General features: G+C 37.1%; 12 protein-coding genes. 6 read left to right on the forward strand and 6 right to left on the reverse strand.

What is annotated here, in order from left to right; genetic code table 11:
- Positions 1-142: 142 nt before the first annotated feature.
- Together MM236_RS14120 and MM236_RS14125 are read right to left on the reverse strand one after the other, a co-directional pair.
- Complete coding sequence (locus tag MM236_RS14120) at positions 143-319, reverse strand: BF3379 family histone-like protein (protein WP_241275636.1); 177 nt, start codon at positions 317-319, stop codon at positions 143-145.
- Positions 320-420: 101 nt separating this feature from the next.
- Complete coding sequence (locus MM236_RS14125; RefSeq protein ID WP_241275637.1) at positions 421-1,671, reverse strand: aminotransferase class I/II-fold pyridoxal phosphate-dependent enzyme; 1,251 nt, start codon at positions 1,669-1,671, stop codon at positions 421-423.
- A gap of 184 nt (positions 1,672-1,855) precedes the next feature.
- Between MM236_RS14125 and accC the strand changes: the two genes are divergently transcribed.
- The 3 genes from accC to MM236_RS14140 are packed head-to-tail and all read left to right on the forward strand — an operon-like array spanning position 1,856 to position 5,234.
- The gene (gene accC / locus MM236_RS14130) at positions 1,856-3,358 is read left to right on the forward strand and encodes an acetyl-CoA carboxylase biotin carboxylase subunit (RefSeq protein ID WP_241275638.1); all 1,503 of its coding nucleotides are present in this window, start codon (positions 1,856-1,858) and stop codon (positions 3,356-3,358) included.
- Positions 3,358-4,659: a DUF1015 domain-containing protein gene (locus MM236_RS14135; protein WP_241275639.1), complete on the forward strand. Its 1,302-nt coding sequence runs from the start codon at positions 3,358-3,360 to the stop codon at positions 4,657-4,659. Before accC ends, MM236_RS14135 begins: the two co-directional genes overlap by 1 nt.
- Positions 4,656-5,234, forward strand: a complete 579-nt coding sequence (locus MM236_RS14140) for a Maf family nucleotide pyrophosphatase (RefSeq protein ID WP_241275640.1) — start codon at positions 4,656-4,658, stop codon at positions 5,232-5,234. The genes MM236_RS14135 and MM236_RS14140 overlap by 4 nt, the downstream gene beginning before the upstream one ends.
- 337 nt (positions 5,235-5,571) lie before the next feature.
- On the opposite strand, the gene MM236_RS14145 is transcribed toward MM236_RS14140, so the two are convergent.
- From MM236_RS14145 to sdaAB, 3 genes are read right to left on the reverse strand one after another with little or no spacing between them, the layout of a single operon-like run.
- A complete protein-coding gene (locus MM236_RS14145) occupies positions 5,572-6,867 on the reverse strand; it encodes an efflux RND transporter periplasmic adaptor subunit (RefSeq protein ID WP_241275641.1) in 1,296 nt (431 codons plus the stop codon).
- 8 nt (positions 6,868-6,875) lie between these two features.
- Positions 6,876-8,225 (reverse strand): TolC family protein, encoded by a 1,350-nt coding sequence (locus tag MM236_RS14150; RefSeq protein ID WP_241275642.1) that lies wholly within the window; start codon positions 8,223-8,225, stop codon positions 6,876-6,878.
- 3 nt (positions 8,226-8,228) lie between these two features.
- Entirely contained in the window at positions 8,229-8,906 is a 678-nt protein-coding gene (gene sdaAB / locus MM236_RS14155; protein WP_241275643.1) for an L-serine ammonia-lyase, iron-sulfur-dependent subunit beta, read from the reverse strand.
- 190 nt (positions 8,907-9,096) lie between these two features.
- Between sdaAB and MM236_RS14160 the strand changes: the two genes are divergently transcribed.
- Both MM236_RS14160 and MM236_RS14165 read left to right on the forward strand, forming a co-directional pair.
- Entirely contained in the window at positions 9,097-9,891 is a 795-nt protein-coding gene (locus MM236_RS14160) for an aminotransferase class IV (RefSeq protein WP_241275644.1), read from the forward strand.
- A gap of 9 nt (positions 9,892-9,900) precedes the next feature.
- On the forward strand, positions 9,901-11,784 hold the full coding sequence (locus MM236_RS14165) for a DUF4153 domain-containing protein (protein WP_241275645.1): 1,884 nt from the start codon (positions 9,901-9,903) through the stop codon (positions 11,782-11,784).
- A 37-nt stretch (positions 11,785-11,821) separates the two neighbouring features.
- Here MM236_RS14165 and MM236_RS14170 read toward each other — a convergent pair whose 3' ends face one another.
- Complete coding sequence (locus MM236_RS14170) at positions 11,822-12,616, reverse strand: thymidylate synthase (protein WP_241275646.1); 795 nt, start codon at positions 12,614-12,616, stop codon at positions 11,822-11,824.
- Between the two features lie 105 nt (positions 12,617-12,721).
- Here MM236_RS14170 and MM236_RS14175 point away from each other — a divergent pair, with 105 nt between their 5' ends.
- Positions 12,722-15,022, forward strand: a complete 2,301-nt coding sequence (locus tag MM236_RS14175) for an efflux RND transporter permease subunit (protein ID WP_241275647.1) — start codon at positions 12,722-12,724, stop codon at positions 15,020-15,022.
- Positions 15,023-15,551: the final 529 nt, after the last annotated feature.

Below are 15,551 nucleotides of genomic sequence, written 5' to 3' on the forward strand. Positions count from 1 at the left end.
AACTTACAAAGCTACTTATTACCTAACGTGCAACATTGCGGATACTCATAAATCATATTCAATTAAAATTGAATTGAATTCAGTAATCATAAAAAAAGGCAATCATTTGATTGCCTTTTTTTATGATTACATGATGCTAGGATCAGCCAGCATTCTTTTTATCTTGAACTTCCTTACGAATATCCTGCGCCAAAGTCTTAAGGTCTTGCATTCCTTTTCTTACTCTTGTGCCGGCAGCTTGGTTGCCTTTATCGTAGAATTTTTCGAAGTCACCTTCAAGACCCATTACAAGATCTTTAATTTCGCTAAATTTGCTCATAGTAAAAATTGATTTTAAGGTTGATGATAAGTTTATTTTTTGTTCAATATATGCAAAATGTTTATAAAAGAACAGTTTAAAGCTATTTTTTGAGGTTTTTTTTATTCTCCAAACGAAATAGCAAGATCTGAACTCTTGTAGAATCCACTAGTTAACTTTTCTTTTACCGCTTCAAAAGCAGCAATGGTTTCATTTACATCTTCCAGAGTATGTACAGCAGTAGGGATTAATCTTAAGATAATCATGCCTTTAGGTACTACAGGGTAGATTACTACTGAGCAGAAAATGCTATAGTTTTCTCTCAAATCCTTACTTAAAGTAGCAGCTTCGCCAACAGTGCCATTCAATACCACAGGGGTAACAGGCGAGTTGGATTTGCCGATACTGAAGCCTTTTTCTATCAATCCTGACTTCAAAGCATCTACTATTTTCCAAAGATTTTCCTTCAGTTCTGGTTTGTTTCTAAGCATTTCCAGTCTTTTTAGCGCACCTTCTACCAATAACATCGGTAAAGATTTTGCATAAATCTGAGAACGCATGTTGTATTTTAGATAATGGATCACATTTGCATCTCCAGCGATGAATGCTCCGATAGAAGCCATAGACTTCGCGAAAGTTGAGAAGTAAAGATCAATTTGGTCTTGGATTCCCTGCTCTTCCCCTGTCCCTGCACCTGTTTTGCCCAAAGTACCAAAGCCATGTGCATCATCTACAAGTATTCTGAAATCAAATTTCTCCTTCAGTTTGACAATCTCAGCAAGTTTGCCTTGATCACCTGTCATTCCAAATACACCTTCAGTAATCAAAAGAATTCCTCCTCCAGTTTCTTCAGCTAGTTTGGTGGCTCTTTTTAGCTGTGTCTCACAGTTTTCGATGTCATTGTGAGGAAATACATACCTTTTTCCCAAATGCATCCTAAGCGCATCAATGATACAGGCATGGCACTCACTGTCATAGACTACTACGTCTTTTCTGTCAAGCAAGGAATCTATCACAGACATGATTCCCTGATAGCCATAATTCAATAGGTAAGAGCTTTCTTTACCAACGAATTCGGCAAGCTCTCTTTCCAACTGCTCGTGAAGATCCGTCTGACCAGACATCATTCTCGCTCCCATTGGGTAGGCGGCTCCCCATTTGGCAGCAGCATCTGCATCTGCCTTTCTTATTTCAGGATGATTCGCTAATCCTAGATAGTTGTTTAGACTCCAAGTCAAGACATCTTTGCCTTTAAATTTCATCCTTGGAGCAATCTCTCCCTCTAATTTTGGAAAAGTAAAATATCCTTCTGATAATTCCGAATGCTTGCCCAAAGGGCCAAGATTGGTATTTAATTTTTCGAATAAATCCAAAGTTAAAAACGTTTAAGTTTTACATTTTATTGGTTGCGGAACTTTCCGCTAAACTCGCCAAAAGTAACACATTTTGCCCACCCCTGCAAAATTTGACCCTCAATTCAAATAATCTTTCACATACTCGCTAAATTTTCTTTACTTCGTGAGTTATGCTTTTTATGGATATTAATTAAACCCAAATATGAAAAAAATTCAAAAGCTTTTGGTTGCGAATAGAGGTGAAATCAGCCTTAGGATCATGCGCACAGCCAAAGAGATGGGAATCAAGACGGTAGCTGTGTATAGCGAAGCGGATAGAAATGCTCCTCATGTAAAATTTGCTGATGAAGCCGTTTGCTTAGGACCTCCTGCTTCTTCCAAATCTTATCTTTTGATGGATAAAATTATAGAAGTTTCCAAAAGTTTGAATGTTGATGCAATCCACCCTGGCTATGGTTTTCTTTCTGAAAATGCATCTTTTGCCAAAAAAGTAACTGATTCAGGCATCATCTTCGTAGGGCCATCTCCAGCTGCTATCGAAGTGATGGGGTCCAAGCTTGCTGCAAAACACGCTGTATCGAAATATGATATTCCGATGGTACCAGGTACTGAAGATGCGATTTCAGATATCCCTGCTGCCAAAGTCAAAGCTAATGAAATTGGTTATCCGATTCTAATAAAAGCAAGTGCTGGTGGAGGTGGAAAAGGAATGCGAATAGTTGAAAATGAAGGTGAGTTTGAAGAACAGATGAACAGGGCTATTTCTGAAGCAGAATCTGCTTTTGGGGATGGTGCAGTTTTTATTGAAAAATACATAACCTCTCCCAGACATATAGAAATACAAGTGTTGGGAGATATGCATGGAAATGTCATTCATTTGTTTGAAAGAGAATGTTCGGTACAAAGGAGGCATCAAAAAGTAATTGAAGAAGCTCCTTCTGCCGTAGTATCTGACCATATGCGTAAAGCTATGGGAGAAGCAGCAGTGAAAGTTGCAAAGGCATGTGATTATTATGGTGCAGGTACTGTAGAATTTATTGTTGATGAAAAATTGAATTTTTACTTTCTGGAAATGAATACCAGACTTCAGGTAGAGCATCCTGTCACTGAGATGATCACTGGAAAAGATTTGGTGAAAGAACAGATTCTGATCGCCGAAGGTCATCCATTGAGCTTTTCCCAAGAGGATTTGAAGATTCATGGACACGCAGTAGAGGTGAGGGTGTATGCAGAAGACCCGAGGAATAACTTTTTGCCTGATATTGGAAACCTGCAAACTTACATCAGGCCTCAAGGATCCGGTGTCAGGGTAGATGATGGTTTTGAGCAGGGCATGGATATTCCAATCTATTATGATCCAATGATCGCAAAGCTAATCACACATGCAGATACTAGAGAATTGGCAATGGACAGGATGATTAGGGCGATTGAAGAATATCAGATTACTGGAATTGAGACGACTTTGGGCTTCTGTAAGTTCGTGATGGAGCATGAAGCCTTTAGGTCAGGGGATTTCGATACCAAATTTGTAGAAAAGTATTTTACTCCTGACAAATTGGACATTCAGTGGACTGAAGAAGAGCTTGCCTTACTTTCAGCAGCTGCTGTTTCACTTTATGAAAAACAAAAAACAGACTTGCGCAGAGTGAAATCATTGCAGAATGATGCATTGCCAAGAACCAACTGGAAAAACAGACTACTTTAATGGCAGAGATATTACCTATCAAGGCTTGGAGATACCATGAGAAATTCACCAAGCAGATTGAGGATTTGACTTCTCCACTATTTGATGTAGTATCAACCAAACAGCGGGAAGCTCTTTATAACAACCCATTAAATAGTATCCATCTATCAGTCCCTTTGGGAGAAAATCCCGCACAGAATGCAGCAGAGTGTTTGGAGAAATGGAAAAAAGACAAGGTACTTGTGCAAGACAAAGTGCCAGGAATCTATGTCTATTACCAATATTTCAGATTGCCTGGTCAAGAACATGAATCTTGTAGAAAAGGATTTGTAGCCCATATCAAGGCATATGACTGGGATGAGGGTGTCGTGCTTAGGCATGAAAACACCATTGCAAAAGCTGTAAATGATCGCGTTGAACTTTTGAAAGCAACCAAGTTTCAGCCGAGTGCAACACATGGACTCTATGAAGATGAGAACCATTCACTGGAGGTTTTTATGGATAAGGCAATAGAAGACCCTATCTACGATTTAGAGGATTACCAAGGTGTCAGAGAAGTTTTGGCAGTCATTCAAGATGCTGAAATAATAGCAAAATTCATAAAAGTTATAAAAGATAAGCAAATCATTTTGGCTGATGGTCACCACCGATATGAAGGAGCGATTGAATATCGGAAATCGTGTCTGGAGATAAATCCTTCACATACTGGTTTTGAATCATATAATTACCATATGATGTATTTCACCAATGCACATTCAAAAGATTTGAGAATCCTTCCAACACATAGGATTTTTACGGGGTTTCAATTTGAAGAAGAAGCTCTTTTGGAGGAGATTAGCGAGTTCTTTTTTGTCAAAAAGCTGAATGATGTAGAAGAAATCGAAGAACTAATTTTACAAAAAAAATGGGCTTTTGGATTGATTATAGGAGAGCATGCTTACAAGATTAGGCTTAATGAGGAACATATTAACCTAATGCCATCAGAGATTCCTGAAGTGATCAGAAATCTTGACTTGATGGTATTGCATTACTTTTTTGTGGAAAAAGTTTTGGGGATACCTTTGAAAAAGCAGCGATATTCAGATCAGATTGAATATGAAAGGAATCTAAGAAGATGTGTTTTGAAGACTATTTCTGGGAAAGCCTCATTTTCATTGATCACGAAGGATATTTCTATGAATCAAGTTTTGGAAGTATGTAAATCTGGACACACCATGCCTCAAAAATCAACATATTTCTATCCTAAAACACTTTCAGGACTGCTGTTTGCGTCGATTGAAGAAAGTGAATTTGCTTTTCCTTACCAAATGTATCAGTCATGATCAATTTGAAAAATCACCAAGTAGTTTTAGCTTCAAAATCGCCTCGAAGAAATGAACTTTTGAAAGGTTTGGGTATTGATTTTACAGTGAGAACCAAGGATACTGATGAAAGTTTTCCATCTGAGATGAACCCTTTTGAGGTAGCAGGATTTCTTTCCAAGAAAAAGGCTGATGCATTTTTGGAAGAAATTGAAGCAAATGAAATTTTGATTACTGCAGATACAGTAGTGATAGTGAACAATCAGATTTTGGGAAAGCCAATTGACAAAAATGAAGCCTTTGAAATGATCAAGTTATTATCTGATGGAGTTCATCAAGTCGTTACTGGTATCACACTTACTACAAATACAAAGCAACTGACACTTCAGGATACAGTCAGTGTAAGCTTCAAAAAACTGGATAAGGAAGAGATTGAATTTTACATCGAGACATTCAAGCCATTTGATAAAGCAGGAGCTTATGGGATTCAGGAATGGATTGGTTACATAGCAGTGGATAGGATAGAGGGGTCTTTTTATACAGTGATGGGATTACCGGTACATTTGGTATATGATCAGTTGAGAAATTGGGATTAGTCTAAAACTTGCCAAAAAAGAAATCAAGCTAATACCTCTTTGTTTTTGGCTAGATTTTGTTTTTCTACGAAGAGTTAAGGGCTATGCCCCCCAAGGTTTCGTTTAAGCTGATTTAGGTAGGAAATCGACTGGAATGGAGTATTTGGAAAGGCTTTTTTTCGAATTGAACCACTTAATTTCGGAAGCCAAGAAAATCTAGCAAGAGATGTAGAGTAGTCCTGTATTCTTCTAGCCCTGAATTCGACATAATTTTCGAAAAAAATCCAATTTTTTAAATTTTTGGCAAAAAAAAGAGATTCAGAATATATCCGAATCTCTTTAATCATTTTTTTACTTTTTATTCAGTCTTTTTAGTCGTTTTGATAAGGTCTTTATCTTTCAGTTGTTTACTGATTACAAAATATGGACCTGAAACAAGTTCATCACCTTCATTCACACCTTCAATAATTTCGATATTATCAAAATCAGAAATACCAGTTTTGATTTCTCTTTGAACAGCTCTTCCATCTTCTACCACGTATATCAATTCTTTCAATTTAACTGTACCATCTGCACTTTCGTCTTTTTGATCCTCACGCGTAGTGACAGCAGCCAAAGGAACAGTAAGTATATCGGTTTTCTTTTGGGTAATGATATCAACACTTGCTGTCATTCCTGGACGGAAAGGGAATCTGTTTTTCTCAGTTACCAGCTCGGCATAAGATTCGTTGATGATTCTTATTTTCACCTCAAACTCGGTTACAGCATCGATACTTGCTTTGGTATTAGCGGAATTTGCGATTGAAGTCACGACTCCTTTGAATTTTTTTGCTACAGAAGCATAAGAATCCACATCTATCAAAGTGGTGTCTCCCAAGCTAATTCTGACAATGTCATTTTCGTTCACATTTACCCTTACTTCCATTTTGCGGAGATCAGCAAGACGAAGCATTTCAGTACCTGCCATTTGCTGTGTTCCTACTACTCTTTCTCCCTTTTCTACCAAAAGTTGAGAAACCGTCCCGTTTACAGGGGAATATACATTGGTCAATCTTAGGTTTTCGTTTGCTTCATCTACTGTAGCTTGCGAGCTTTTGATAATATATTCTGCTCCCAAGACTGTTTGCTTAGCGGCTTCAAGGTCGTTTTGGGCAGTAAGGAAATTGGATTGTGCCAATTCCCAATCTGAATCAGAAATTACTTTATCATTGTACAATTTTTCATTTCTCTTGTAGTCCAAATCTGCTCTTGTGTACTGAGCCTCAGATCTTTTCAGATTGGCTTGAGCTTGAGCAAGGTTTGCTTTCTGTTGATTGAGATTAGCTCTTGCTCTATCTAGTGCAGAAATGAAGTTGTCAGGTCTGATTTTGACAAGCAAGTCACCCACTTTGACAGAATCACCTTCCATTACATTAAGTTCAATGATTTCTCCAGCCACATCAGGGCTCAACTTCACTTCAATCTCAGGTTCGATTACTCCAGAAGCTGAAACTTTCTCAATGATACTTGATTTTTTAGCCACAGTAGTTTCTACTGCTACTTCTTTTTCTCCACCGATCCAGCCAGCAGATTTTCCTATAATTGCGAATACTATAAGTACTCCTACTATACCAAGTAAGATATAAAGGACTTTGTTTGACTTTTTCTTTGCCATGATGTTGATTATAAATTAAGCGGGTTCCCGATGTAAAAATCCAAAACTTTAACTCTAAAGATGTAAGTGTATTTGGCTGAAACTAGGTCAGCTTGAGCGTTGAACAAATTGTTTTGTGCCAATTGAAAATCAGCAAAATTGATAGCTCCAGCATCAAATCTTTGCTGTGATATTCTGAAAGACTCTTCCAAAGCAGCCACTCTTACCAAAGATGATCTGTAAGACTGATCGGCTGCTATCGCATTCGTAAAAGCCACTTCAATATCTTGTCTTAGTTCATTTTTCGTCTCAAAGGCTGTGATTTCGCTTAGGTTCTTTTGAAGTCTAGCCCTTTGTAGTGATGACTTATTTCTAAAGTTGGTGAAAATCGGAACATTCAACCTAATACTAGCTGATTGAGAAAGGTTTTCATCCATTTGCACCCAAAAACGATCTCGCTGGTTATTGATAGGGATAAGATCAACATAATTGGAAAATATGTCAGCACCTACTCCCAAAGTAGGGTAAAAAGCTCCTTTTGCTGCTCGGACGCCATATTCAGCACTTTCTACAGCAAGTTCAGCAGCTTTGATTTGCGGTAAAATCTCTTTTGACAAGTTGTAAATTTCATCAACACTCTGTCCAGATAGTGCTATGTTCTCTACAGAAAGATCAGGAGCGATCACTTCAAAATTTGGGTCAAAGGGCAATTGCATTGCTTGGAGAAGGTTAAGCTTCGCACCTCTCAATGAATTTTCAGCATTTAATACCTCCAATTCATTGGTTGCATTTTGAGCTTGAAGGTCAAGTTTGTTTGCCAAAGGGAGGGATCCAGCATCTACGAGCTTTGTAGTATTGGTTAGTTGCTCTTTTGTTGAAGCCAGTTGATTTCTTGCTATTTTGAGTTGCTCTTCCGAGAATATTACATTGATGAAGAGATTGATCACATTCAAAGTAATATTATTCTCAGTGGTTTTGACATTCAATTGGTTAACTTGAATGTCAGTTTTTGATTGTTTTATGGTATTTGTAATTCTTTGACCAGCAAAAACTGTTAAGTCTGTACTTCCAAATGGATTGAAATTACCAATTCTTGTGTTTTCAAAAAGGTTGGTACGTGGGTTGATTGAACGACCCCATCTATATCCAGCACTGCCGCCAACATTCAAAGAAGGTAATCTTTGCCCTTGGCTCTCTAATAAGGTAGCTTCGCTCAACGCTAAGTTGATTTCGCTCCTTTTCAATGTCAGGTTGTTTTCCAATGCGATCTCAATACAAGATTGAAGATCTAATGAGTTGTAATTGCTATCCTGCGCTTTTAATTCAAGATTTGATAAAAAAAAGGAAAGCAATAATGCTAAAGTGTATTTGTTTTTCATTCTTTATAAGTCAATATCCGGTATATAAATAATTTCTTTTATCCATGGTAAGCTTTTCAAATACTCGATTGTAATAGGCTGAAGTCCTGAGTCCATTTCAATAACATGACAAGCTTGGTCATTTTTTCCTTTTCTTGAAACAGACATTGTTGCGATGTTAGCCTTTTCTTGTGCAATGACACTGGAGATAAATGCGATTGCCCCTGAAGTATCGTTTGCTTTGATGATCAAAGTGTGTGATTGTGCCGAAAAGTCTGCAATAAAGCCATCTACAAAAGAAATATTGATCAATCCTCCACCTAAACTTTCTCCTATTACTTCTACCTTTTGCTCACCTTTTGTAAGATTCAATTTTATAGTATTAGGATGATAGACAGATGCATTTCCTATCGATTTGAATTTGTAAGTTAACTTATTTTCTTCTGCCAATTCAAAAGCTTGCTTGATTTTAGCATCATCTGTTTTGAAATCCATCAAGCCCGCTATGATCGCTTTATCACTTCCATGCCCTTCGTAAGTCCTCGCAAAAGAGTTGTAGAATGTAATGTCAGCATGGTCGGGTTTTCCACCCAAAACTCTGATAGCCGCTCTGGCAATTCTAACCACCCCGGCGGTATGTGAAGAGGATGGGCCGATCATTACAGGTCCAATCATATCAAAAACACTACTTTTACCACTCATAATGATTATAATTTCAATTACTGTGCTAAAATAATACTTTAATTTTAGTACAGCATGTAAATAAAGTATAGGGAGCTGAAATAGGCTAGTATTATTGAGAATTTAATTAATTTTAACTCTATGTTTGATTTACAAAACAGAAACTTGTCCGATAACGCACAGAAAGATGACCGATTTTGAAACAATCTACTTGAAAAAGAGAAATTTGTCCGATTGGGTAACAGAAGATGTTCAAATTGCTAATCGGGCATTTTTATTTGCCGATGGTTTGTTTGAAACGATGGTGTTTTCAAATGGGAAAATCAGATATGGAAAGCTACATTTTGAAAGACTTTTTGAAGGTTGCAAAGTTCTTGGCCTTTCCCCTGAATCAGTGACTTCAATTGACACATTAAACCAGTTCTTGGTCCGTCAGTTTGGAGAGAATTGTACTTTAAGAGTAAGGTGGAATGTCTATCGGAGTGGGCAAGGAAAATACACTCCACAAACAGACTCTATTGAGGAGTCGATTCAGATTCAAAGTTTTTCTCCAGCACCTTCAACCAAGCATTCGGCATATTTTCACAAAGAAATTTTTTTGAACCATTCACCTTGGAGTCATTGCAAGACACTCAACGCACTCACTTATGTCATGGCAAATAGGGATAGGGCAATTATTGGTATGGATGAGGTTATTCTGTTAAATTATGATAAATATGTATCCGAAGCAGGGGCTGCAAATATATTTTGGTGTAAAGATGACGTTTTCTACACACCTTCTTTAGCTACAGGCTGTATTTCAGGGATTGGAAGAAGGATAGTGATAGAAGATTTGAAAAGCAGAAATATAGAAATCAAGGAAGGGTTTTTTGAGAAAGAAGTCCTTTTTGATGCAGATTCTGTTTTTGTCAGTAATGTGACCGGCATCAGTTATTTGTCTAATTTAGAAGGGGAAATGCTTGGTCAACAAACTTTCAGTGACTTGAATGCACTCTTCAATTTTTAAAATCTAGATATGAAAAATAAAATAGCGCACCTCTCTCAGAATTTTGGAAAAGTCTTCAAAACTTATCCTACTACAATTGTATTTGCCTTATTGGCTACAATCTTTGCGATATTGGCATCAGAGATGTCTGATTACTCGATGCACCCTAATACTATTCAGAAGTTTCCTTTTATTAGTAAGTTGCCATTTGTAAAGCTAACTATTCTATCACTTCTGGGGATCTCTCTTTCTTTTGCTCTGGCAATGGTTGGGCAAATCAAAAAATGGATTTGGCTAGAAGGTCTTGCAGTTTTGGTTGTGGCGGGATATTATTTTTTGTTTCCAAATGATGAAAGTAACTTTACAAGTTATCACATCACTTTGATTTTTGTTTTTGGTATACTCCATCATCTTGCTGTCTCAATTTTACCATTTCTCTTCTCCCGAAAAGATGAAATAGGTTTTTGGAGTTACAATAAATCACTATTCACCAATTTGGCACAAACAGCCCTTTTTGTGGGAGTGCTTACTGCGGGTTTGCTTTTGGCCATTGCAGCAGTTGAAAATCTTTTCAATCTTCGGTTTGGAAGTGGAAAGCTTTACCTTTATGTGACATTCTTCTCAAGTATTTTCGGTTCCTGCTTCGTTTTCCTGATTTTTGCACTTGATGGGTTCAAAGAAATGGTCAATGATCAACTTGTCCCTTCAGTTCAGAAATTCTTTGTTCAGTACATTATTATTCCATTGTTATTGATCTATGCAGTCATTTTGTACGCATATGGAGCCAAGATTTTGATAGACTGGTCCCTTCCAAAAGGATGGGTCAGTTACATGGTAATTGCTTACAGTTTCTTGGGATTTATTTCACTTTTGCTGATTTTTCCTCTTTCCAAACAAACTACCAAAGCATGGGTTCGTTGGTTTGATCGGATATTTTACTATTCCTTACTTCCATTTTTGATTCTCCTTTTTGTAGCTATTTTCACAAGGATTTTTGAGTATGGAGTCACGCCAAACAGGTATTTTGTCTTGATTCTTGCTTTGTGGATCTCGATGGTTAGTCTTTATTTTATATTTTTCAAAAATCCCACGATCAAGACCATCCCTATCAGTTTGTTTGTATTTGGCTTGATTAGTATTGCTTTGCCATATTTTAATGCATTCAGTGTATCAAATAGAAGTCAGAAAAACCAATTCAGAATATTGGTTGATGAATTTGATTTGTTGGAAGATGGCAAAATCGATTTTGAGAAAGAGATAGAAAGTCAAGACTTGGATCAACTCAGCAGTGTTGTTTGGTATTTATACAAAAATGGCCAAAAAGATTATCTGAATAATCATTTGGATAAAAAATCCACAGACTCCATATTTTCAAATGAATATTCTTCCCTTTACAATTTTAGGAATGAATTTAAAAATGTCATTTATGAAGATACTTATTCTGATATTTATGAAGTAGTGATTGAATCAAATCAATACTATAAAAATAAGGCCTTGAATGTGGAATCCTATGATATGATCATCAATTCTATAAATTTTTACCAAAATGAAAATATTGAAATTGAAGAAAAATTTTTAGAAATAGACCAAAATAATTGGAGTCATTCTGGTGCAAAAAGATTGAATTTCACAATAAAAAATCGTGATGGGGAAATTTTAGGCGCATATGATTTGATTGGAGAAATCAATGAAGTTTATAAATCAAATGTGATAGAACCAAAAAACCGGAAAGAATTTTACAAAGACAATCTTTTCTACGAGTTTTCGATGGATTCTTATGATTTTAAGGTCGTGTTTTATAAAATTAGCTTTACTGCCAACTATTCAAAAAGTGATACAACAGATTTGTGGAGCTTTGAAAATGTGTCTTTCAATCCTGAATTTTTTATTTTGATAAAGAAAAGCATTGATTAAAGGTCAAAATTCTTTTAATCAATGCTTTATCACCATATCAAACGGCTACAGCTGCTTTGATGTGCGGGTGGGGTTCATAACCTACAAGCTCGAAATCTTCATATTTGAAAGAGAAAATGTCCTTTACTTCGGGATTGATTTTCATAGTTGGCAACGGCCTGCATTCTCGGGAGAGTTGGAGCTGCGTTTGTTCTAGATGGTTGCTATACAAATGTGCATCTCCAAAAGTATGGATAAACTCTCCAAGCTCTAGGTCACAGACCTGCGCAACCATCATGGTGAAGAGTGCATAAGAAGCAATGTTGAAAGGTACACCCAAAAATACATCTGCACTTCTTTGGTAAAGTTGACAAGAGAGCTTGCCTTCCGCTACATAAAATTGGAAAATGGTGTGGCAAGGAGGAAGCGCCATATTGTCCACATCTGCTACATTCCATGCACTCACGATATGTCTTCTGCTATCCGGTTTTGTTTTGATTTGATGAATTAGATTTTTGATTTGGTCGATTTCACCACCTTTTCCATCAGGCCAGTGTCTCCACTGATAGCCATAGACAGGGCCAAGATCTCCATTTTCGTCAGCCCATTCATTCCAAATGCTTACTTTGTTGTCATTGAGGTATTTGATATTCGAATCACCATTGAGAAACCAAAGCAATTCGATAATGATTGAGCGGAGGTGACATTTTTTGGTCGTGACCAATGGAAAACCCTCTTGTAGGTTGAATCTCATTTGGTAACCAAATACACTGATTGTTCCTGTGCCTGTTCTGTCTCCTTTTTGGACTCCATTGTCCAAAATGTGTCTCATCAAATCGTGGTATTGCTTCATTTTTGGCTTTGAATTTATTAGAAGTTGGCAAGATAAAAAGATTATAAATAATCAGAAAGGCGAATTTATGGTTTATATCTTTGGACTCGATAATTAATCTAAAATATGTTTGAAAGAAAAGCTTCTTTAATCGGACTCGGAATTGCCTTGTCGATCAGCGTGATGTTGGTTTTACTCCGTCCACAGGTGGTTTTTGATTATGATTTTGAACAGTTTTTCCCGCAGGAGGATGAAGATTTGACTTTTTACCAAAATTTCAGAGAAAAATTCGAAAACGACAATGACTATCTTCTAATTGCATTGGGTACGGAAAATGGCATTTTTGATCCAGTTTTTTTGGATAAAGCAATGAATGTTCAAACGGAATTAGAGGGGCTTGAATTTACAGAAAGAATCGTGTCATTGTTGACCTTAAAGGAGCCAATTATCAATGCTTTTGGTGTAAGGTATAGATCAGTTTTGGATTGGGAAAGTGAAGAAAGTTTGCAGGAGTCCAAGCAGAATTTAACATCCCATCCACAATACTCAGGAAATCTGATCAGTGAAGATGGTCGATATTTATTGTTGGTTTTGAGAAATGAGCAGCTGATATCGAAGGAAGATGGGGATTTATTGTATCAGGAAGTAAATAAGATACTTGGGGATTCAGATTTTCATAAGTTTTATACAGCCGGAAAAATCAAAGCGCAGGGTGAATTTGTGGATTTGCTCCAGGAAGAATTTGCTTTTTTTCTTTCTATTTCCATCGTACTGATCATGTTGCTTTTGCTTTTTATTTTCAGGACATGGTGGGGGGTATTGTTGCCATTGATAGTCTTGTTATTTGGGATAGGCTGGACGATTGCGATCATTCTTCTTACGGGAAAAGCTTTGGATGTGATGTCTGTGATGCAGCCGACTATTTTGTTGGTGATTGGATTGAGTGCATTAGTGCATTACTTGACGCTATTTATGTACAAACTCCGACTAGGAATCCCAAAAGATGAAGCTATAAGATTGACATTCAAAAACCTATTTTTGGCAATTTTCCTGACTTGTTTTACCACAGCATTGGGTTTTTCGACTTTGTATTTTACAAGTGCAATTAGTCTAAAGTTGTTTGGGATTTATACTGCTTTGGGAGTGATGGTGATGTTTGTTGCAGTCATTTTGATTACACCAGGTTTGTTATACTTATTTAGTCCTTCCAAAGTGATGAAAAGAAGCAATCCGGTAGGTTTTTGGCAACGGATATTGGCCATTGCTTTCAGATGGATTATGAGTCATAAAGTATTGGTGTTGGCCTCTTTTTCTATTGTATCCATATTGTCTGTTGTGGCTTTGGCTAATTTGAAAATCAATGGGTACCTTTTGGATAATTTGCCAAGGGAACATGAATTGGTGCAGGAGTTTGAGTTTTTCGATAAAGAATTTGGAGGTTCTAAGCCACTTGAGTTTTTTTTGGAAGTAGGTGAAGATGGAGATCAGATTTTCCAATATGAAGTTTTGAAAGAAATCGAAAAACTTGAAGATTTTGTTCAGGAGTCGTATGAATCAGGGGCAATTATTTCTCCTTTTTCACTTGTAAAACTACTCAACCAAGCTCAAAATTCAGGCAACAACAAAGCATTTGCCATGCCTTCGCAAGGACAATATCAGAGATTAAAACCTTATCTCAGTCAAGCAATTAGTCAGGCAGACTATTCTTTGATTTCTGAAGATCAGAGACAAGGGAGACTTTCCACAAGAACAGCAGACATAGGAAGTTACAAAAGTGCTAAGATCAAGAAAGCATTGGAATCTTTTGTTGACAACGAAATAGACGGAAAGCTTCTCAAAGTGAGACTAACAGGGACTTCCAATTTGATAGACAAAAGCCATGTGACAATATCAGATCAGATGACAAAAGGTTTGGGTGTTGCAATTCTTTTGGTGGGGTTGATAGCCGGTTTTTTGTTTCGTTCGTGGAGAATTTCCTTTTTGATATTGCTACCAAATGTCCTGCCTTTGTTGTGGATGTGCGGAGTGATGTGGTTTCTAGATATTGATTTGAAATTGACAACCGCCGTGATATTTACAGTAGCGTTTGGGATCGCTGTGGATGATAGTATTCATTTCATGACAAAGCTTCAGGCAGAGCTGAAGAAGGGTAGAAGTATACTATATGCACTGAAAAGGACTTATCTGGAAACTGGAAAAGCGATTGTTTTGACTTCGGTTATATTGGTTTCAGGCTTTTTGGTTTTGACCTTAAGTGAATTTGGAGTTACATTTTATACAGGTCTTTTGATTAGCCTTGCATTGGTGTTTGCAGTTTTGGCAGATTTGATGTTGTTACCGATTTTGTTACTTCCAATGCAGAGAATTTGGAATAAGAGGAGGGTGGGTTTTCGTAAAGAAGCTAGAAAAAGAGAAGCGAAAGGCTAGAAACGAGTGAGAAATGAGACTTAAGACGTGAGATTTAAGACAGAGACAAGATGCAAGACTCAAGAGAGAGGCGAGAAGCTAGAAGCGAGAAACGAGAAAGTAGATTGTGATACACTAGTAAAGATTAAGGGTACGAGATACAAATAAGAAGATACAAGCCTGAAAGGCTTTTACATTTCAATGACTTGTCCGCTGTGGCGGAGACCTCGGTGAAACCGGGGGGATGAAAAAACAAGTGTTGTGTCACACGACCCTGAAGGGTCGAACAATGAATTATTGATAATTTAATATTAAGTAGCGAGAGACGAGAAGGTAGAGTGAGATACATTAGTAAAGATTAAGTGTACGAGATACAAATAAGAAGATGCAAGCCTGAAGGGCTTTAACATTTCAATAGCCCTAGGTGAAACCGGGGGGATGAAAAAACAAGTGTTGTGTCACACGACCCTGAAGGGTCGAACAATGAATTATTGATAATTTAATATTAAGTAGCGAGAGACGAGAAGGTAGAGTGAGATACACTAGTAAA

The organism is Belliella calami, assembly GCF_022549695.1.
Classification (GTDB): domain Bacteria; phylum Bacteroidota; class Bacteroidia; order Cytophagales; family Cyclobacteriaceae; genus Belliella; species Belliella calami.

Excerpts from the sequence above, each read along its gene's own strand:
- MM236_RS14145 (WP_241275641.1), bottom strand. The coding sequence starts at position 6,867 with ATGGCAAAGAAAAAGTCAAACAAAGTCCTTTATATCTTACTTGGTATA.
- MM236_RS14120 (WP_241275636.1), bottom strand. The coding sequence starts at position 319 with ATGAGCAAATTTAGCGAAATTAAAGATCTTGTAATGGGTCTTGAAGGT.
- sdaAB (WP_241275643.1), bottom strand. The coding sequence starts at position 8,906 with ATGAGTGGTAAAAGTAGTGTTTTTGATATGATTGGACCTGTAATGATC.
- MM236_RS14175 (WP_241275647.1), top strand. The coding sequence starts at position 12,722 with ATGTTTGAAAGAAAAGCTTCTTTAATCGGACTCGGAATTGCCTTGTCG.
- accC (WP_241275638.1), top strand. The coding sequence starts at position 1,856 with ATGAAAAAAATTCAAAAGCTTTTGGTTGCGAATAGAGGTGAAATCAGC.
- MM236_RS14135 (WP_241275639.1), top strand. The coding sequence starts at position 3,358 with ATGGCAGAGATATTACCTATCAAGGCTTGGAGATACCATGAGAAATTC.
- MM236_RS14170 (WP_241275646.1), bottom strand. The coding sequence starts at position 12,616 with ATGAAGCAATACCACGATTTGATGAGACACATTTTGGACAATGGAGTC.
- MM236_RS14140 (WP_241275640.1), top strand. The coding sequence starts at position 4,656 with ATGATCAATTTGAAAAATCACCAAGTAGTTTTAGCTTCAAAATCGCCT.
- MM236_RS14150 (WP_241275642.1), bottom strand. The coding sequence starts at position 8,225 with ATGAAAAACAAATACACTTTAGCATTATTGCTTTCCTTTTTTTTATCA.
- MM236_RS14165 (WP_241275645.1), top strand. The coding sequence starts at position 9,901 with ATGAAAAATAAAATAGCGCACCTCTCTCAGAATTTTGGAAAAGTCTTC.